This window comes from Spongiibacter marinus (assembly GCF_016906995.1).
GTDB classification, from domain to species: Bacteria; Pseudomonadota; Gammaproteobacteria; order Pseudomonadales; family Spongiibacteraceae; genus Spongiibacter; species Spongiibacter marinus.
Genome location: NZ_JAFBBD010000004.1, coordinates 100,125 through 117,885, shown reverse-complemented (window position 1 = coordinate 117,885; position 17,761 = coordinate 100,125). Strand labels below are relative to the sequence as shown.

The following is a 17,761-nucleotide window of genomic DNA, read 5'->3' as shown; positions in this document are numbered from 1 at the left end:
GCATCGACTCACCTGAGATCATGGCTGTGCCCGCGCAGCTCGCCAATACCATGACAGAACTCACTATACCCACCGCAGTACTCGCTCTGCTTGCATTGCTTGCCGATCGTGTATTGGGCGAGCCGCGTCGCTGCCACCCACTGGTTGGCTTTGGCAGATTTGCGCATTATCTGGAGGCCAGGCTCAACCGGGGAAGTGGCTCTCTCAAATTGTGGGCAGGTGCTCTGGCATACACCGTCGCGGTGCTGCCTCCGGTGCTTATGCTCTATGGCATCAGTGTTGTGCTGAGCGAATTCTCCCCTTTGCTGGAGGTGTTGTTGTCCGTGGTCATTTTGTATTTGGCCGTCGGCTGGCAGAGTATGCGCGAGCATGTGCAGCCGATTTTAACGGCGTTAGAACAGCGTGATCTTCCCGGTGCCAGGCAGGCTTTGTCATACATAGTCAGCCGGGACACGGCAGAGCTCAACGACGCCCAGGTGCTCAGTGCCAGCATCGAGACGACGTTGGAAAATAGCAGTGATGCGTTGTTTGCCTCGCTGTTTTGGTTTGCCGTGGCGGGCCCTTGCGGGGTGCTTGTGCACCGTTTGAGCAATACCCTGGATGCGATGTGGGGCTACCGCAATGCGCGTTTTAATTTGTTCGGCCGCGTGGCGGCGCGCTGCGATGATGTGTTGAATTTTATTCCCGCTCAGCTCACCGCGCTGAGCTTTGCTCTGGTGTCTTTCTCCGCGAGCGCGATTCGCTGCCTGGTTTTTCAGGGGTGGCGCTGGAAGAGCATTAACGCCGGCGCGGTAATGGCCAGCGGCGCCGCCGCCTTAGGCATCACTGTCGGAGGCGCCGCCAATTACCATGGGCAGCAGCAACAGCGCGCGACGCTGGGCGCAGGTCGCCTGCCCCAGCCGGGGGATGTGCGGCGGAGTGTGCGTTTAGTGGATACGGTTTGCGCGGTGTGGTTGCTCATTGCATTGGTGGGAGCATTACTATGAGCGAGCGAATCGTGCCGCCTCGCCACGGTGGCGACCCCAATGAGCTTCACTACCCCGAAGGCATGCCGAGGCCCTTGTTAAATCTGGCCACCGGGATTAACCCCTGGCCATGGCCGGTTCCGGCCCTGCCGAGCCATTGCTTTACAGAATTGCCCTATGAAAACCCCGAATTACAGGCGTCGGCAGCGGCCTATTACCACGTTGATGTTGCGCAGTTGTTGCTGTGTGGTGGCAGCCAACCGGTAATTCAGTTGCTGCCGCAGTTATACCCCCAGGGCAATGTGCTGTTGCCCGCTGTGGCCTACGAAGAACACGCCTACCGCTGGCAGCTGGGGGGGCATCACTGCCGGTTTTTCAGCGACTACAGCAGCGAGGCAGTGGCCGCGCAAATTCGCGAGCAAGATATTCAGTATTTAGTGCTGATCAACCCCAATAATCCCGATGGCCAGCAACTCCCGGTCACCGTTGTCGCGCAGTGGTTGGCGCTACTGCCGCCAGAGGGTTGCCTGGTAATTGATCAAGCCTATGTGGATTGTGTGCCGGCCTATCAGGCCAATGCCTTGTTGGCCGATAAGCGCGTTGTGCTGCTGCGCTCGGTAGGAAAATTCTTTGGTTTGCCCGGGCTGCGTCTGGGCGCCGTGCTGAGTCACCCAGAGACGATTATCCGCTTGCGCGAGCAACTTGGGCCCTGGTCGGTTAATCATGCCGCGCAGCTGATTGGCCAGCAGTTATTCGCCGACCTTGAATGGCAGGAAACGATGAGGCAGCAATTGCCGCTTGCCGCCCAACAACAGGCGCAACAGCTGCTGCGCTGCTTTGGGCGCGACGTCGAGCACTGTGCGGTGACGCCGCTATTTACCACGCTAAAAATGCCGCTGGGGCAGGCGGAAAAGTGGGCGATGCAGGCCCTGAAGCAGGGACTACTGTGCCGGGTTTATCGCTGTGGCGAACACGGTTATATGCGCTGGGGACTCGCTGCCAACGCAGACTTGCTGGCCGAGCGACTGGCGTTAATTGAGGCGGCGCCCTGTGGATGAAGGTATTTCCTACCTGTTGGAGCAGTTACAGCCGCTGGGCGCAGTTAGCGCGCGGCGTATGTTTGGCGGCTACGGCATTTTTTGCGACGGACTGATGTTCGCGCTGATCGCTGATGAGCAGCTGTATTTCAAGGTGGATTCACACAATACCGGCAACTATGAACAGCGCGATTTGCCGCCGTTTCGATACCAACGCCGACATCAATGGGTTGAACTTAGCTACCGGCTTGCGCCGGAGGAGCTCATTGATGAGGCCGACGAATTAATTCTTTGGGCTGCCGATGCTGTCGCCGCAGCACGGCGTGCTCGCGGTGTATAATGGGCGAGGATTTAGCAGGAGTAGAGCACCATGCACATTGAACAGGCCATTCGCGACAAAATTACAGATGCCTTGTCGCCGACTCACTTTGAAGTGACCAATGAAAGTCATATGCACAGCGTGCCCAAAGACTCTGAAACTCACTTTAAGCTTGTCATTGTTGCCGAGGGCTTTAGCGGTAAGCGGCGAGTGGCCAGACACCAGGCCGTCTACGCTGCACTTGCCGAGGAATTAGCCGGACCGGTACATGCGCTGGCCCTTCACCTGTTTAGCCCTGAGGAATGGCAGGAAAAAACGGCAGCGGTTCCCGATTCGCCGCAGTGCCTCGGCGGCAGTAAAAAGGAGGCCAAAGGCTGATATGTCAAACATTGTTGTAGCGGCGCTGTATAAGTTTGTCAGCCTGCCAGACTTTCACGAACTGAGAGAGCCATTGCTTGACCATTGCCTTGCCCAGAATATTCGCGGCACATTGCTGCTGGCCGAAGAGGGCATCAACGGTACCGTCGCAGGCAGCCGCGAGGCCATCGATAGTCTATTGGCATATCTGAAAGCTGACCCCAGGTTGGCAGATCTCAGCCATAAAGAGTCCTTCGATAGCAGCCAACCCTTTTACCGTATGAAGGTAAAGCTGAAGAAAGAAATCGTTACCATGGGGATCGACGGCATCGACCCGAACGAAGTCGTGGGCACCTACGTAAAGCCAAAAGATTGGAACGCCTTAATTTCTGACCCCGATGTGGTACTGATCGATACGCGCAACGACTACGAAGTGGAGATTGGCACCTTTAAGGGGGCTGTAGACCCGAAAACCGAGAGCTTCCGCCAATTCCCGGAATATGTGCGTCAGAACTACAACCCCGAGAAACACAAGAAAGTTGCCATGTTTTGCACCGGCGGCATTCGTTGTGAAAAGGCCTCAGCGTTTATGAAACGCGAAGGGTTTGAAGAGGTCTATCACCTGGAGGGCGGCATTCTCAAATACCTGGAGGAGGTCGACCAGCCCGATAGCCTTTGGCAGGGCGAGTGTTTTGTATTTGATAACAGAGTATCCGTGAAACAAGGCCTGGAGCCGGGTGAATACGCACTGTGCCACGGTTGCCGCTGGCCCATTACCGATGCCGACCGGCAGAGCGATAAATATGAAGAGGGGGTGAGTTGCCCCGCGTGCCATGACACGCTCACTGACGAGCAACGGCAGCGTTTTCGCGATCGCCAAAAGCAGATAGAACTGGCGCGGCAACGCAACGTGCCTCATGTTGGTGCTCCGCCGCCGGAGCGTCAGCGCAGCCGCACCAAGGATGGGCGGAGCTAGGAGCGGGCACTGGCCCAAACTGTCACCAGTATTGGGCCATCAGGCTATAGCGCCGAGCAGCATTCAGTTTTACACTGTTGGAACAAACTGTGCATTGGGCTGGAGAGGTGTGCAGTGTGGCCCCAAAACTATAATTTACTGATCGGCCGTTGCACGGATACAGGAACATGAGGTTTAAAGGATGAAGCAGTTAGGCGTACTCGATACCGCGTTTGTCAATTTGGAACACCCCAATACACCACAGCACGTTGGGGGAATGGGTATTTATGACCCCTCGACGGCGCCGGGTGGTTTTGTGCGCTTTAAGGGTGTGATCGCAAACTTTGAGCGGCGTTTAAAGAAACACTCAATTTTCCGTTCCAGATTGGTGAATGTGCCGGGTAAGCTTGACCGTCCCTACTGGGTGCAAGATGCCAATTTTGATGTCGAGTTTCACATTCGCCATCTCGCCTTACCCCAGCCCGGCGATTGGCGCCAGCTGTGTATCCTGATTGCTCGCCTACACGCCCGTCCACTCGATATGTCGCGCCCGCTTTGGGAGGCCTATATTATCGAGGGTCTGGACAATATCCCTGGTGTGCCGAAAGGGGGCTTTGCCATCTACACCAAGATGCATCACTCACTGGTTGATGGCGCTGGCGGCTCGTCAATTATGTCGGTGATTCACGATCTTGAGCCCGACCCCGAAGCGGTGCCGGAAGCCCCGGAAACGGTCATGGTCGATATCGCGCCAAGCCCGCTGTATCTGGGAACGGCGACGGCAGTTAATCAGCTTAAAAACAGTGTGAAAATGCTGGGCGGCGCCGCCAATACCCTGGCGGATTTGGGCAAGCTGGCCTGGGGCGTTGCGCGCAAGCGTATTCCCATGCCGTCTATCACCTCGCCGCGCACGCGCTTTAACACCCCTGTTGGCCCCTACCGCGTGTTTGAAGCAGCAGAGTTCTCGCTGGAAGACGTCAAGCTTGTGAAGAACCATAGCGGCGTCAAAATCAACGACGTGGTGTTATCCGTGGTCGGCGGGGCGATGCGCAAATACCTGCAGCACCACAACGAATTACCCGAGGACAGCCTGGCGGTGTCCATCCCGCTGAACATGCGCACGCGCCGCGGCGTGTCTGATGAGAATAACCAGGTCGGATCGGTGTTCGTTGAAGTGCACACCGAGCTGGATGACCCGCTGGCACGCTTGAAAGCCATTTATCAAAGCAGCCAGGACGCCAAGACCTTCGGAGAAAACTCGCCCCTGGTTGATGTGCTGCGCTTGGCCGGCGTGATGCCGCCTGCAATGACACGGCCCATCGTCAATACTTACGTCAATAACGAACTGACGCAGCACTTGCCTCTGGGTATCAGCTCCGTGGTGTCAAATGTAGCAGGGCCTCCGTTCCCACTGTATTCCGCGGGTGCGCAGATGGTGCGCTATTACGGGCTGGGCCTGCTCACACCGGGCGTAGGGCTATTCCACTTGGTATTTAGCTCATCCGGTGTCGTGACCATGTCGATTCTGGGCGATCGCGACAGCATGCCGGACCCTGCTTTCTACCGCGAATGTGTCGAGAAAGCCTTCCAGGAACTGCTGGATGCGGTGAAGGCGGATATCAGCAAGCAGGAAGCGGAGGCCAAGAAGCCCAAAGCGCGGAAGAAAGCGCCTGCCAAAAAAGCCGTGAAGAAAGCCGGCAGCGGTGCTGTTGCTAAGGCCCCGGTTAAAAAGGCACGTGCGGCATCCACCAAAGCCAGCTCAACCAAGTCGGCGACCACAGCCAAGCGCAGTCGCGCGAGCAGTGGCGCAGCGGAGCCTGTTGAGTCGATACTTAAGCCCGAAGCTGAAGTGAGCAGCGGCGCGGCGAGTAATGTTGTTAGCCTGAGTGCAGAGTCGGGTAAATAACAACAGCGGCGCGAACGAAAAACGGGGGCGTTGAAGCCCCCGTTTTTTTATGTCCGAATTCTTTTGCGCGAAAGATGGCGTAATGCGGTCAAGCGCGTGAATCAGGGCTGATAGACACCTGATCCCGTCCCGCCGCCTTTGCCTCATAAAGTGCTTCGTCGGCTTTTCTAATCAGCTCGTCGGGGCTGTTATCTTTGATTGGGGTAAACGACGCAACCCCAGCGCTAACCGAGACGACTCCTGATTGCGGCGAGGCTTCGTGGGGGATGGCTAATAAGCGTAAATCGCCTACGAGCCTATTTGCCAACTTCAAGGCATTGGCCTTGGACACATCGAACAGCAGAACAATAAATTCTTCCCCACCCGTGCGGGCAATCACATCGGTTTCTCGGGTGAAGCGTTTTTTCAGTAAGCCGGAAAACTGACGCAATACATGGTCGCCGCCGTCGTGGCCGTAGCGGTCGTTGTACTGTTTGAAGTAATCCAGGTCGAAAACAATGGCGCTCAGGCTAAGCTGACGGCGCGATGCCAGCTTCCACAGGTAGTCCAGGCGCTCTTGAAAAAGGCGGCGATTGCCAATGCCGGTGAGGGCATCTTTGTAAGAGTAGGCTTCGAGCTTGCTGGTGTGGTTGGCGACATGTTCAAGGAGCTCATTGTACTCATCGACCAGTTTGCCGAGCTCGTCATTGTGTTTGTAATTGAGTTTTTGCTGATAGTTACTCGATTGCCGTATTCGTCGCATGGTCTGGGCGAGGTTTTCAATGGGGTAGATAACGGCACGTTTCATAAGCACGATAACCACCGCCCAAGATAGCGTTGCTATGGTCAGGGCCGCGACGATGGTCGGGCTGAAAATTTCGTCGTCAAAGGCGCGCGGCGCTGTTTTGAAGCGCATGTGTACGATGACGTCGCCGGCGTCGTTCCTGAGCAGGGAGTACAAGGTGTCATCTTCACTGCGCTGGCCCAGCCCGACGCCATAGTGCTCGCGTTGCTTGATGCTCTCATCGTGAGTCATGGCATTCACGGTGAGGCCGAGCCGTTCACCCAGCGATGCGATCAGTGCATCATCGATACGGCGCACCGCAATATATATCGACGGCAGTTTATCCGTGCTCCAGTTGGCCTTACCTGCAGCGTAAACCAAGGGGCCATCATCCTCGCTTAGCATCAACCCTGATGTTCGTGTGCGGTCTTCTTTATCGAGTCGCGAAAGTGCTTTCTGTAATATTTCCGTCTGGGTTTTATTGCTAGGGAGTCGGCGGGTTTTCTCTGCTATTTCCCCTGCTTTCACAATTCGATTTTTGCCGGCTTCATCAGCCAGAATAAAGTAGTCGAGTTCACCGTAGCCACCTATGTGGGCAAGTTGCAAAATGATCGGTGACCAATCGAGTTGAGCTTCAAGGCTTTGGAGTAGTCCTGCGGCGGAGTAGATTCGGCTTACTCGTCCCTCTAAATTGTCGCGGTAGCGCTTAACCGCTTTCTCAAAACGATCTACGTCACGCAGGTCGGCAGCGTTCTCGATTTTCTTCAGATGGGGATTAAGTATTAGCTCACGTGCCAGCAAACCAGAAAAAATGGTAAACAGCATGGTGCTAGCGATAATCAGAGTGGCTTTTCGGGTAAGCGTCATGAGATTACTGGATGTCCGTGTCCAAGTGCGCAAAGGATATCTCAGTGCCGCGTTGGTGGCTAACTCTCAATAGTGCTCCTTACAATTTACGTCACAGTAATATAACCCATTAAACCCGTTTTCATGTGTTCAATCACGTGACAGTGAAACATCCAGCGGCCGGGGTTGTCGGCAACGAAGGCGATGCGGGCGCGTTCGTTCTTCTCCAGCAGTATGGTGTCACTCTGATAGGGCTTTACCTTACGTTTATTAGAAGACAATACAGTAAAAATCAACCCGTGTAGATGAATAGGGTGAGCATGCGGCGTGGCGTTGTGCAGCTCGGCGATATAGCTTTTGCCAAGGCTCAGTGTCGCCAGTGGTTCGGGAAGGCTATGGTGGCCGTGCGAACCCCAGGCGCGACGGTTAATCAGCCAAAAGCTGTGGTCGGCCTTCCCATCCTGGTCAAGCGGCGACAGCGCGCCCTGCCACTCAAAGACAAAGCGCAGTAATTCGGCCTGTTCAAGATTGGGTATTGCAATCGGGTTGGGCGGCAAACTCGTCACGGTGTTTGCCGGCGGTGTTGGCGGTTCACTGTCTACCGTGCGCAGGCGACACAGCTCGATGCCAAAGCGGCCTTTTTGATCGTAGAGAACAAATTCTCTACCGGGCTTCGGGGCGACAAAACCGAGATCCATACGCATGCCCGCACCCAGTGGGGTTACTTCAAAGGGGCGGTGAGGGATTACGGGGCTGCCATCCAGGGCGAGAATGCGCGGCGAATTTCCTTCCAGGCGCGGCCGGTATACCCGCGTGTTGTCCATATTCAGCACGCGCAGGCGCGTGGCCTGGTTGGCGGGAATATCAATGGTGGGTTGCTGGCGGCCATTCACCGTGTTGACGGTGCCGAGTGTGCCATCGCGGAAGGCCTCTCTGGGAATGGAGAGCGGCAGGTAGTCGCCGTTTTTATCCAGCCGCCAATCTTTCAGGCCGATAATCACCTCATGGTAGGGTTGCGGTTCCCGCTCTTCCACGATTAATACCCCAACCATTCCCATGCCGAGTTGGCGAATGGAGTTGATATGGGGGTGATACCAAAAGGTGCCCGCGTCGGGGCAAACAAAATCGTAGAGGAAGCTCTCACCGGGCTGAACAGGCGCCTGACTCAGCACTGGTACGCCATCCATCGCGTTGTCAATGCGAATGCCATGCCAGTGAATGGTGCTGGCTTCATCCAGGTGGTTTTCGAAGCGCAGGCGCAGCCGCTCACCCTGGCGAACACGAATGGTCGGTGCGGGGAATTGTCCGTTAAAGCCCAGTATCTCGCTCTGTTTGCCAGGTACTAAGGTCGCGCTACCTCGCTCTGCGCGCAGCACGTAATCGTAGCGCTCGCTATTGTCACTGTCGCCGCCTGGCGGCGTGGCCATCGCCAGACTAAAACGCGGCAGGCAAGTCAGTGCTGCGCCGCTCAAACCGTGTTTAACAAATTGGCGTCGTTTCATAGCGTCTCTGTGGCTAGCCGAGGGTATTGGCCAGATGTGGTGGGATCAGGCTTAAATGATTGTCCCAGCGCAGGCCCGGTAGGTAGGCCAGTGGTGACAGCTGGTCTTCACCGGCGCGGGCAGCCATTAGCTGCCCGGAGCTGCTGCTTACAATGAACTGTTTGTTGGCGGCGTCATACACGGCGCCAGCGCAATCCCGCAAGCGCCAGCTGTGCAGCAGCCGGCGCTGGGGTATTGACCACAACCCCAGTTGATTGTCGCGGGGGAAGCTGCAAAGCACATTTTGCTGATCGTCGGTGGCGACGCTGGCGACATAGTCGTTGCGCATGGCCAGCTCGGTATTGATATCCAGTGCAAGCATCTCACCACCCAGCCGATGGTGATAGATGAGTGGCTTGGCGGAGGGTGTCGTTCCCTGATATTGACCGCCCACCACAACATCGCCGTTGGTATTGACATCCAAATGGCGCAAGCTCAGTTGGGCGTCGGGGGAGGGGATGAATGCGACGACGCGCTGCTCCGCCAAATTCAGGTAGCTCAAACCGGGTTCAAGCGCTCCGGGGTTGAGGGTTTTACGACCACTCGCTGGCAGCGTTTTAATGCCGCCCACCGCCACCACAATGTGCTTGCCATCAGGCATTAAGGCGAGTTCGTGAGGGCCGATGCCGCCGCAATCCATGTGGCTGATTAATCGATACTGGTCGTAGCAATCGTAGACGCCAATAACGCCGCGACCGTTATCCGCAACGTGGTTTTCTGTGGTGTAAAGGTAGCGGCCATCGCCGCTTACACAGCCGTGACCGTAAAAATGGTAGCCCTCGGCGGCGTTGATTTTATGGCGAAGCTTGCCGGTTTTCAGGTCGACAACATAAATGTGGGTGCCGGGGCGACGCGCAAAAAACAGCGCTTCTGCTCGCTCATTGTGTACACAGCTATCGTGGCCACGTTCGTCACCCGGCAGTGTAAAAGCCCAGTGATCACCGTGCATTGCCCCCAGTATTGGCTGGCCCTCGGCATTGTTTGCCGCGCTGCACACCGGGCTGTAGTTGGCCTGCGCTGGGGCGGATGTGAACTGCCAAAGTGCTGCAGCCACGGGTAAACCCAGCGCACCAGCGATCAGGGTGCGGCGTTGCATACTAGTCTCCGTCGGCGCCGTTAAAACTCAGGGTGATACCCAGAGCATCCGGCAGGGCATTTTTTAGCAAGTCGAGTAAGTGCTGTACCTCAGTATAAAGTGCGAGCAACTGAGGTTTTTGCGCTGGATCAGTCGCAGCCGAGAAAAGGTCACCCTCAACGGCCTGTGCAGCGACAATGGTTTTTTCAAAGGTGCTGGTAATTTGCTCTGCCAGCTCACTGTGCTGGTGCTGCCGCAGATAGTCGTCGATCCCGTATAGTTCATCGGCCAGATAAAGGCGCTGCAACGCATTGAGGTTGCCGATAATGGCTTCGCGAGAGAAGCGGCTACGCCACCACTCAAGCAGGTACACCTGGCTTAGGCCCCGGCTGTTGGCAAAGCCCAGAGGCCGCTCAAGCTTATCGCGTTTTATCAATTCGGCACCGGCAACCAGTGACTCCAAGAGCGCCGCAATGGCCTGTTGGCGATCGGGATAAACCGGGTTTTTAGGGCCGGGCTGCGCAAAGGTGCCAAGGTAGTTTCCGTGATCGGGAAGCCAGGCTTCGTGCAGTGTTTTGCTTAACGTTTTCTGATGCTCGGCGATAGCGCTCAGCACCTGACAACGCAACGGGGCGGTTTGATAACGATCAAGCTGAGCTGCTTTTTCATCGAACAGTAAATACTCCAGCGCACTCAAGCCTTGTACCACTACGCTCGCGTCGGCGATCGTGCTGGCAGTGAAGGAGGTGGCGTCCGCATGCTCGGCGATCAGCCCCTCGAGCTTGCGAGCGACCAGGTTTTTACGATCTGGCCAAAACTGGATTTGCCAACTTAGATTGTCTTCCATCAGGGGGCCGAAGCTTTTTACTTGCAGCCCCGACCACGCTACCGCGCTGTGTCGCCAATGTTCTCGGGTTGCTTGTAGCCCCGCGTCGTCAGGCGATTTACAAAATGCCTGGGTGGCCTGAGAAAGCTGCTTTGCCGCCAGAGCAAAATCCCGGTGAGCGGGCAGCAAGCTGGTTTGCGCAGTGTCTTCAAGCAGCTGTTGTTCGGGGGGCGGGGTGCAGGCAGCGAGCAGGCTGAAACAGGGCAGCAACAGCCACTTCCGGCAGTGTTGTATCAGGGTCGCTGGGGTAGACATTTACAGTTCCTTTAAAAATTCGAGTAGACGGGCCTGCTGTGCTTGCGATAAGGCGTTGAAACGCTGCCTCGCGGCGCGGGCTTCGCCGCCGTGCCAGGCAATCGCCTCGCGAATACTGTTCGCGCGGCCGTCGTGGAGCAGTCGGGTATTGTCCGCCTCTGCGCTGCGGATGCCAAGCCCCCACAGTGGCGCAGTGCGCCATTCTTCGGGGCGCGCTGCGCCCTCGGCGACGCCGTCATTCAGGCCGTCGCCCATATCGTGAAGCAGCAAATCGCTGTAGGGATAAATCGTGCCGCTGGCGGTGGCGAATGTTGGACGGTGGCAGCTTGCGCAACCGATTTCGGCAAAGGTTCTGGCGGCGGGGCCATGGTGGTCAGCCCTGCTGCCGGGGATCGCTAAATTGGCAATGTAGTGTTCAACCGCGCCGAGAATCTTCGGGCTGATCTCGCTGCCATCGGGCTGGTCGGCGCCAGAGGCGCGCTCACAGCGGGCGCGGGCAGCCATTCTGTCGTTCTCAGAAGCGGCCGCGCTAATTTGGTCGCAGCGGGTGGCGCGACGTATTGCACTGTCGATGCCCATGTCCTCAGCAAAGGCCTGGGCAATTTGCTCGCGCAGCGAGGCTTGGGAAGCTTTCCAGCCAAAGCGGCCAAGCTGCCCGTTATCCAGTGTGGCCGCTCGGCCGGAAACACTGTCATTGTCGCGGTCATCGACATCTTCCCAGGCCAGGATCTGGGCACGATCAATGGCGTCGAGTTTGCCCAAACCGATCAGCATGGGGGCCAAGCGTGCCGAGGCTGAAAGCTGCCGATACTCGGCGATAAGGTATTGCTGGTGGGGGCGGGGCGCATGGCTGGATACTCGCCAGGCAATTCGGCCTTCCGCTGTGAAACCGGGCAGGGCGCGGTCTTGCAGTTGGCTGCCAAACAGGCTGTCTTTCGGCAGCCTCAGTACCGTTCCTAGACCCTTTGTGGGAAGTTGGCCCTGGCCGTTGCCTGGGTGGCAGCCGGCGCAGCTTCGCGCATTAAATAGCGGGCCGAGGCCATCGCGTGCGGTTGTGGTTGCCGGTGACGACACCCACGGGCGGTGGGCAAAGCTGCGGCCGACGGCCCAGTCAAGTTGTTGCTGTGGACTCAGTTCAGGCGCCGGTCGCTCAAGGACTGATGTGCCCCAGCTCGATAGTGGTATCAGTGCCAGGGCGACAAGGGTGAAAAAACGGTTGCGAGGCAAGGCGTCAAATCGCGTTGGGGTTGATGCCGAGGCTTGCCGCGGCGTCTTCAATGGCGCGGGTTTGGTTTGTCAGCGCTTGCAGAATACTGCCCAGCAAGTTGCGACCCTGCGCATTGCCTGGGGCGATCAGCATATCGAATTTTTGTGGGCGCTCCGGGTGTTCGGCCACTTGCGTTAGCAATTGCAGGCGCGCCATGGTGGTGTTCAGGGCGGCCGTTAATGCTTTGTCAGCCTGCGCTGACGATGCGGCAACCGCTTGGCTTAGCGAGGGGCCGCGAACCCAGCTGCCATCTATGCGCTGGTACTCGCCTTTATACACATTGCTGATGCCCAGGCCATTGTAGTAGTGGGACCAGTGCGTGTTGTCGCTAAAGCAGTCGTGCTCATCTTCGGTTGAATTGGCTTCCAGGGCCACCTTGATACGCTCGCCACCAAGCTCGCCCAAACTCAGTGAGCCAATGCCGTAGAAGATGCGCGCCAGCGCCTGTTCGCTGGGCAGAGACAGTAATTCACGCCGATAGTTGTCGCCCTCGGCGGCCCATTGCTGGGTCATGTAGGCGAGGTCGCTAACGAGCAATTGTGTCGCGGCCAGCAAATATTGACCGCGGCGCTCGCAGTGCCCGTTTGTACAGGCTTCACCCTTACTGAAGTCGGTGTAGGGGCGCTCGCCCGCACCGGCTTGATGGCCGTTGAGGTCTTGGCCCCAAAGCAGGAATTCAATTGCGTGGTAGCCGCTGGTCACGTTGGCGGCATTGCCGGCCAGTTCATGTAGGTCCTGTAATAACGCCGGGGTGATCGTGGTGGCGTCTATCGCGCCGCCGCCCAGCGTAATAGTGGGGTTGGCGATGATATTCATGTCGGCGGCGATATTGCCCAGGCTCGCGGCGTAGCTTTGGTCCACGTAATCGATCAAGCCTTCATCCAGCGGCCAGCTATTGAGCTGCCCCTCCCAGTCGTCAACCACTGGGTTGCCAAAGCGAAAGGCCTCACTTTGCTGGTAGGGGATGCGCGCGGCGATCCAAGCCTGGCGCGCCGCCATTAAGGTTTTTTCTGATGGCTCGGCGAGCAGGGCCTCAACACGACTCAACAACGTTTGCGCTGTCGTTTTTGCATCGTCGAACACCGCGTGTGCCAAATTGGTGTAGTGCGTCACGATAGCGCGGCGGTTGTCCGGCGCGGCTTGCGCAACGCCAAACTGGCACAGCAAGAGCAGTGTTAGCACATACTTAGTCATGAAGAGTCCTCAAGTTGGCGACGGTAAAGCAGCGGGATATTTTGCGCTAATTGAAAATGATTCGCAATTGTAATTCCTCTGATCCGAGCGATCCGCCGGTTCAGCCCTATGCTAGACTTGGCGTTTTTTTGCGGAGTGACCTCAATGGCGTACCTTCCCCGTCGATCAGTGTTATACATGCCTGGCGCGAATACCCGTGCCCTGGAAAAGGCGCGAAGCCTCGACGCCGATGTATTGATCCTCGATCTTGAAGATGCCGTTGCCCCGTCGCAAAAGTTACAGGCCCGCCAACACATTCTGGATGCGCTCGCCGAAGGTGGCTACGGTCACCGTGAATTGGTGGTGCGCGTTAACGGCTTTGATACGCCCTGGGGCAGAGAAGAAATAGCCGCCTTTGCTCACGCGCCGATCTCTGCCCTGTGCTTGCCGAAAGTGGAATCCGCCGCCGAAGTGCAGGCCGTAGTGCAGCTACTTGTTCAGGAGCAAGCGCCAGAGACGCTCAAGCTTTGGGCAATGGCAGAAACGCCCAGAGGCGTATTGGCCATCGACGAAATAGCGGGCAGCCATTCGCGGCTTGAGGCCATCGTGATGGGCACCTCGGACCTGGCCAAGGAGCTTCGCGTACCGCACACTCCGGACCGGTTGGGCCTGCAGGCATCGCTTAGCCAATGCGTGCTGGCGGCGCGCGCCCACGGTTTGGATGTGCTCGATGGCGTGCACCTCAATCTCGACGATGAGGCGGGCTTTGTGCAAGCCTGTGAGCAGGGCGTGCAATTGGGCTTCGATGGCAAAACGCTGATCCACCCGAAACAGATTGCCGCGGCTAACCAAACCTTTGGCCCGTCCGAGCAACAATTAGCGCAAGCGAAAAAAATTCACCAAGCCTGGGTAGAAGCCGAGGCCCAGGGGTTGGGCGTGGTTGTTGTCGATGGCCGCCTGGTGGAGTCGCTGCATGTTGACGAAGCGCTGCGAATCCTTGCCATTGGTGACGCGCTGGCGGCGCGTTAGGTCATTGTTGCGGCTTCGGTGCTGGCAGCCTGGCGAGGCTGCTGCTTTCGCAGCTGAATGATTTCCAGCATTCGCTCGTCTACCCAGCTGTCCAGTCGCCAGTTTTTTACAAAGCCACAATGCCCGCCGTAGCGCGGCGTTTCGATACTCAACCCGTTGACGCCACGCAGCCGTTCAAAGTCCTCGGCAATAATCATTGGGTCGTCCTGGGCGGCAATAATATGGGCGGGGTTGCTCAGTGTGCTCAGCAAGTCTGCGCTTAAGGCGTAGGCGCGAAAATACTCGTCGGGTTCGTTAAACGGCGTGTGGTTGGGGACAAAATAATCGTTAAAGTCCCTCAGCCGTTTCATGCCGTGCAGTTGCTCAGAAAAGTTCAGCTCGGGGTAGAGCGCCAGTTTCTTTTTCAGCGAGCGCTTCCACTTGCGCACAAAATATTGCTCGTACACCCACCAGCCCTGCTCAATGGCCGCCATGGTTTTTACCGGGTCGACAACGGGGCATATCGCAATGGTTTGGTGAATGTGAATGCCCGCCTCGGTGGCTGCGGCAGCTAGTCGCAGGGCAAAGTTTCCGCCCAGTGAAAAGCCGGCGAGAAACTGCCAGTCGTGAGGGTAGTTGGCCTGTATGGCGCGCAATGCGCCCAGCACTTCTTCAAGCAGGGTTGAATTGAAAAGCTCTCGGTTTAAATGGTGGCTGGGGCCGTGGTCGCGAAGATTCAATCGAAACACATCATAGCCAGCGCGGTAGAAGGCACTGGCGGCAGAGAGCAAATAGGTCGACCGGGAGCTGCCTTCCCAGCCGTGAATCAGCGTGATTAACCCGCGACTGCGGCCCTGCTGCTGGCGGCTGTATTCGCCCAGTAGCTGACTACCATTCCCGCAATCGAGAATCACCGACTTGCTGGCGCGTCGCAGTTGGCGAACTTTGGGTATGAGCCGTATTTTACGCGGTGCCGTCGAGGCCAGCAGCGATTGCACGTGGGGGTTCTGCAGTAGCGAGGGTGGGGCAAATTCACTGGTGTGCGACATTGTTGAAACTACTCGATTTTTGCTAAGCCGAATGGACGATAGGCCGTGCTGGTTTGGAGCTGCGACTATAGGCGGCTACTGGTGTAGCGCATGGACGCACACTCTGTGTTTCCAATAAATAATAAAGCAGTATGACACGGGAGATACTCATGACAAAAATTCTTGGCCGCCGTTCCCTTCTGGCAACCGCAATCTGCGGGCTAATGTCGACAGGCGCCATTGCTAATGACCTTGCACTTGAGGAGGTATTGGTAACCGCAGAGAAACGCGAGAGCTCGCTTCAGGATACCCCCATCTCGCTACTGGCATTTTCTAATGAGCGCTTGGACCGCTTCGGCATTACCGATCTGGCCGACGTCGCCGGTTTAGCACCAAACGTCACCATTACACCGTTCCCCAACAGCCGCAGTTCCCTGGTTATTTTCATGCGCGGCGTGGGTAACAACGACAGCCAAACCACCCAGGATGCCGCTGTTGGTATCTATATTGATGGCGTGTATGTGGCGCGCAGCATCGGCTTGGGCAGCGATGTTGCCGACCTGGAGCGCATCGAAGTACTGCGTGGCCCGCAAGGCACACTGTACGGCCGCAATACCACAGGTGGTGCCATTAACCTGATTACTGCAAAACCCGCTGACGAATTCGGCGTTAGCCAGAAAGTCAGTGTGGGCAACCGCGACTACTGGCAGTCGCTCACCAAAATTGAAAGCGGCAAGGTTGGTCAATTCGCCGGTAAATTCACCTACATGGAATCGGCCCACGACGGCTGGGTGAAGAACACCGGCAGTGGTGACAACTTCGGTGCCGAAGACAAAAAAGCCGGCCGTGTCGCCGTGCGCTGGGACGCCAGCGAAAACGTCACCGTTGACTACGCCTACGACTTCTCAGAAATCGAAGGCCCTCAGCAGTACTACCAGCCTACCGAGTCTTTTGTACCCGGTTTGTACCCCAATGCCAGTGATCAGCGCTCGGAAACAGGCTCGTGGTCTGGCGGCGTTAAACCCAGTAATACCGATATTTCAGGCCACAGCCTGACCGTCACCTGGGACACCGCTGTCGGTACCCTGAAGTCGATCACCGGCTACCGTGAACTGGAAGAGAGCATTGAACAGAACTACGGCGGCGGTGCGCCCGGCTTTGCTGTAAGCGTGGATATCGACCAGGACCAGTTCTCGCAAGAGTTCCAGCTGGTTGGTGATGCCGGAGCGAATATTCGCTACGTGGCGGGCCTGTACTACTTCGAAGAAGACGGCCTGGAAGAAGAGTTTGACACTGCACCAGTACCGCCTACCTTCGCAATTTTCCCCGTGGAAGACCGCACCATTAAGTCTGACGCCAAGGCCTATGCAGCTTACGGACAGATTACCTGGTCGCCTGAAGCGCTGGAGCAGCGCTTAGACGTTACTCTTGGCGGTCGCTACACCGTGGATAAGCGCTCGGCCACCAAAGACAGCAGCGTGTACTTTGTTGGCGGCGAGCAGTCGGGCAGCGATGAGTGGAGCAACTTTAACCCAAGCCTGACTCTGGATTACGCCTGGAGCGATGACCTCAGCACCTTCGCCAAAGTTGTTACTGCCTACAAAGCGGGTGGCTACAATGTGCGCAGTACCGAAGCAGGCTTCCAGCCACCCTTCGACGAAGAGAACATGACCTCTTTCGAGCTGGGTATGAAGTCGAGCTGGCTGAACAATCGCATCACCGCCAATGCCTCGGTATTCCACGCCGAATATGAAGATATGCAGCTTCAGCAGGTGACCAACAATGCCACCATCTTCCTCACCGACGTTTACAACGTGGGTGAAGCTGAAATCGATGGTCTGGAATTGGATGTGATGGCTGTGCTGGTGCCTGGTTTAACCATGCAGCTGTCCTACGGTTATACCGATGCAGACTTTGTTGAGTATATCGATCAGCGTAATGGCGCGCCGACCCAGGGCCAAAACATTGCTGACCAAGCGGAAATGCCCTACGCACCAGAGCACAATTACACTATTGGTCTGGAGTATCAGCGCGCGGTAGGCACTGGCGCCAACACCTCAATGCTGACCGCATCGCTGGACTACAGCTGGACTGATGAGCGTTATGGCACCGCCTTTAACGACGATATCGAAGGCTATTTCCTGGATGACTATGGCGTCGTCAACGGTCGCGTTGCGCTGTCAGGTATGTCTATCGGTTCCACCGAGCTGGAAGTTGCCTTCTGGGGACGTAACCTCGACGACGAGGAGTATAAAGTTCACTCCATCAGTTTGGGAGCGTATCAGTCGGCCTACTTCGGCGAGCCAAAAAGCTACGGTGTCGATGTAAAACTTAGCTTCTAAGTTACACAGTTGCTTGTCCAAGCGCCGCCAGCAATGGC

The 17,761-nt window shown here is 56.9% G+C and carries 15 protein-coding genes; 8 read left to right on the top strand and 7 right to left on the bottom strand.

Features of this window, described 5'->3' with window-relative positions:
- The first annotated feature begins 26 nt into the window (after positions 1-26).
- From cbiB to HNR64_RS07095, 6 genes are all read left to right on the top strand, one after another.
- Positions 27-986, top strand: a complete 960-nt coding sequence (cbiB, locus tag HNR64_RS07120; RefSeq protein WP_204995835.1) for an adenosylcobinamide-phosphate synthase CbiB — start codon at positions 27-29, stop codon at positions 984-986.
- Complete coding sequence (locus HNR64_RS07115) at positions 983-2,023, top strand: aminotransferase class I/II-fold pyridoxal phosphate-dependent enzyme (RefSeq protein ID WP_204995834.1); 1,041 nt, start codon at positions 983-985, stop codon at positions 2,021-2,023. The genes cbiB and HNR64_RS07115 overlap by 4 nt, the downstream gene beginning before the upstream one ends.
- Positions 2,016-2,342 (top strand): TfoX/Sxy family protein, encoded by a 327-nt coding sequence (locus HNR64_RS07110; RefSeq protein WP_286695784.1) that lies wholly within the window; start codon positions 2,016-2,018, stop codon positions 2,340-2,342. Before HNR64_RS07115 ends, HNR64_RS07110 begins: the two co-directional genes overlap by 8 nt.
- A gap of 30 nt (positions 2,343-2,372) precedes the next feature.
- Positions 2,373-2,699 (top strand): BolA family protein, encoded by a 327-nt coding sequence (locus tag HNR64_RS07105; protein WP_204995833.1) that lies wholly within the window; start codon positions 2,373-2,375, stop codon positions 2,697-2,699.
- A gap of 1 nt (position 2,700) precedes the next feature.
- A complete protein-coding gene (gene trhO / locus HNR64_RS07100; protein WP_204995832.1) occupies positions 2,701-3,654 on the top strand; it encodes an oxygen-dependent tRNA uridine(34) hydroxylase TrhO in 954 nt (317 codons plus the stop codon).
- Between the two features lie 181 nt (positions 3,655-3,835).
- Positions 3,836-5,539: a WS/DGAT/MGAT family O-acyltransferase gene (locus HNR64_RS07095; RefSeq protein ID WP_204995831.1), complete on the top strand. Its 1,704-nt coding sequence runs from the start codon at positions 3,836-3,838 to the stop codon at positions 5,537-5,539.
- A gap of 88 nt (positions 5,540-5,627) precedes the next feature.
- Here HNR64_RS07095 and HNR64_RS07090 read toward each other — a convergent pair whose 3' ends face one another.
- The 6 genes from HNR64_RS07090 to HNR64_RS07065 all read right to left on the bottom strand — a co-directional run bounded on the left by HNR64_RS07090 (position 5,628) and on the right by HNR64_RS07065 (position 13,366).
- Positions 5,628-7,169 (bottom strand): GGDEF domain-containing protein, encoded by a 1,542-nt coding sequence (locus HNR64_RS07090; protein ID WP_204995830.1) that lies wholly within the window; start codon positions 7,167-7,169, stop codon positions 5,628-5,630.
- An 86-nt stretch (positions 7,170-7,255) separates the two neighbouring features.
- Entirely contained in the window at positions 7,256-8,650 is a 1,395-nt protein-coding gene (locus HNR64_RS07085) for a multicopper oxidase family protein (RefSeq protein ID WP_204995829.1), read from the bottom strand.
- Positions 8,651-8,663: 13 nt separating this feature from the next.
- Positions 8,664-9,785 carry a DUF1513 domain-containing protein gene (locus HNR64_RS07080; protein WP_204995828.1) on the bottom strand — a complete coding sequence of 374 codons (1,122 nt, stop codon included), beginning with the start codon at positions 9,783-9,785 and terminating at the stop codon, positions 8,664-8,666.
- A gap of 1 nt (position 9,786) precedes the next feature.
- Positions 9,787-10,905 carry an imelysin family protein gene (locus HNR64_RS07075; protein ID WP_204995827.1) on the bottom strand — a complete coding sequence of 373 codons (1,119 nt, stop codon included), beginning with the start codon at positions 10,903-10,905 and terminating at the stop codon, positions 9,787-9,789.
- A complete protein-coding gene (locus tag HNR64_RS07070; RefSeq protein WP_204995826.1) occupies positions 10,906-12,183 on the bottom strand; it encodes a di-heme oxidoredictase family protein in 1,278 nt (425 codons plus the stop codon). It lies immediately after the preceding gene.
- Positions 12,137-13,366 carry an imelysin family protein gene (locus HNR64_RS07065; RefSeq protein WP_204995825.1) on the bottom strand — a complete coding sequence of 410 codons (1,230 nt, stop codon included), beginning with the start codon at positions 13,364-13,366 and terminating at the stop codon, positions 12,137-12,139. The genes HNR64_RS07070 and HNR64_RS07065 overlap by 47 nt, the downstream gene beginning before the upstream one ends.
- 144 nt (positions 13,367-13,510) lie before the next feature.
- On the opposite strand from HNR64_RS07065, the gene HNR64_RS07060 reads away from it, so the two are divergent.
- Positions 13,511-14,374, top strand: coding sequence for an HpcH/HpaI aldolase/citrate lyase family protein (locus HNR64_RS07060; protein WP_204995824.1), 864 nt, complete (start codon positions 13,511-13,513; stop codon positions 14,372-14,374).
- Here the strand turns inward: HNR64_RS07060 and HNR64_RS07055 are convergent.
- Positions 14,371-15,402, bottom strand: a complete 1,032-nt coding sequence (locus HNR64_RS07055) for a YheT family hydrolase (RefSeq protein ID WP_204995823.1) — start codon at positions 15,400-15,402, stop codon at positions 14,371-14,373. The two genes, HNR64_RS07060 and HNR64_RS07055, sit on opposite strands and share 4 nt — an antisense overlap.
- Before the next feature lie 149 nt (positions 15,403-15,551).
- On the opposite strand from HNR64_RS07055, the gene HNR64_RS07050 reads away from it, so the two are divergent.
- Positions 15,552-17,723, top strand: coding sequence for a TonB-dependent receptor (locus HNR64_RS07050; protein ID WP_204995822.1), 2,172 nt, complete (start codon positions 15,552-15,554; stop codon positions 17,721-17,723).
- The last annotated feature ends 38 nt before the right edge of the window (positions 17,724-17,761 follow it).

What these genes read in the sequence shown, in the direction of transcription:
- trhO (WP_204995832.1), top strand. Translation starts at nt 2,701, where the DNA reads ATGTCAAACATTGTTGTAGCGGCGCTGTATAAGTTTGTCAGCCTGCCA.
- HNR64_RS07105 (WP_204995833.1), top strand. Translation starts at nt 2,373, where the DNA reads ATGCACATTGAACAGGCCATTCGCGACAAAATTACAGATGCCTTGTCG.
- HNR64_RS07050 (WP_204995822.1), top strand. Translation starts at nt 15,552, where the DNA reads ATGACAAAAATTCTTGGCCGCCGTTCCCTTCTGGCAACCGCAATCTGC.
- HNR64_RS07090 (WP_204995830.1), bottom strand. Translation starts at nt 7,169, where the DNA reads ATGACGCTTACCCGAAAAGCCACTCTGATTATCGCTAGCACCATGCTG.
- HNR64_RS07115 (WP_204995834.1), top strand. Translation starts at nt 983, where the DNA reads ATGAGCGAGCGAATCGTGCCGCCTCGCCACGGTGGCGACCCCAATGAG.
- HNR64_RS07095 (WP_204995831.1), top strand. Translation starts at nt 3,836, where the DNA reads ATGAAGCAGTTAGGCGTACTCGATACCGCGTTTGTCAATTTGGAACAC.
- HNR64_RS07075 (WP_204995827.1), bottom strand. Translation starts at nt 10,905, where the DNA reads ATGTCTACCCCAGCGACCCTGATACAACACTGCCGGAAGTGGCTGTTG.
- HNR64_RS07065 (WP_204995825.1), bottom strand. Translation starts at nt 13,366, where the DNA reads ATGACTAAGTATGTGCTAACACTGCTCTTGCTGTGCCAGTTTGGCGTT.
- HNR64_RS07055 (WP_204995823.1), bottom strand. Translation starts at nt 15,402, where the DNA reads ATGTCGCACACCAGTGAATTTGCCCCACCCTCGCTACTGCAGAACCCC.
- HNR64_RS07060 (WP_204995824.1), top strand. Translation starts at nt 13,511, where the DNA reads ATGGCGTACCTTCCCCGTCGATCAGTGTTATACATGCCTGGCGCGAAT.
- HNR64_RS07080 (WP_204995828.1), bottom strand. Translation starts at nt 9,785, where the DNA reads ATGCAACGCCGCACCCTGATCGCTGGTGCGCTGGGTTTACCCGTGGCT.
- HNR64_RS07085 (WP_204995829.1), bottom strand. Translation starts at nt 8,650, where the DNA reads ATGAAACGACGCCAATTTGTTAAACACGGTTTGAGCGGCGCAGCACTG.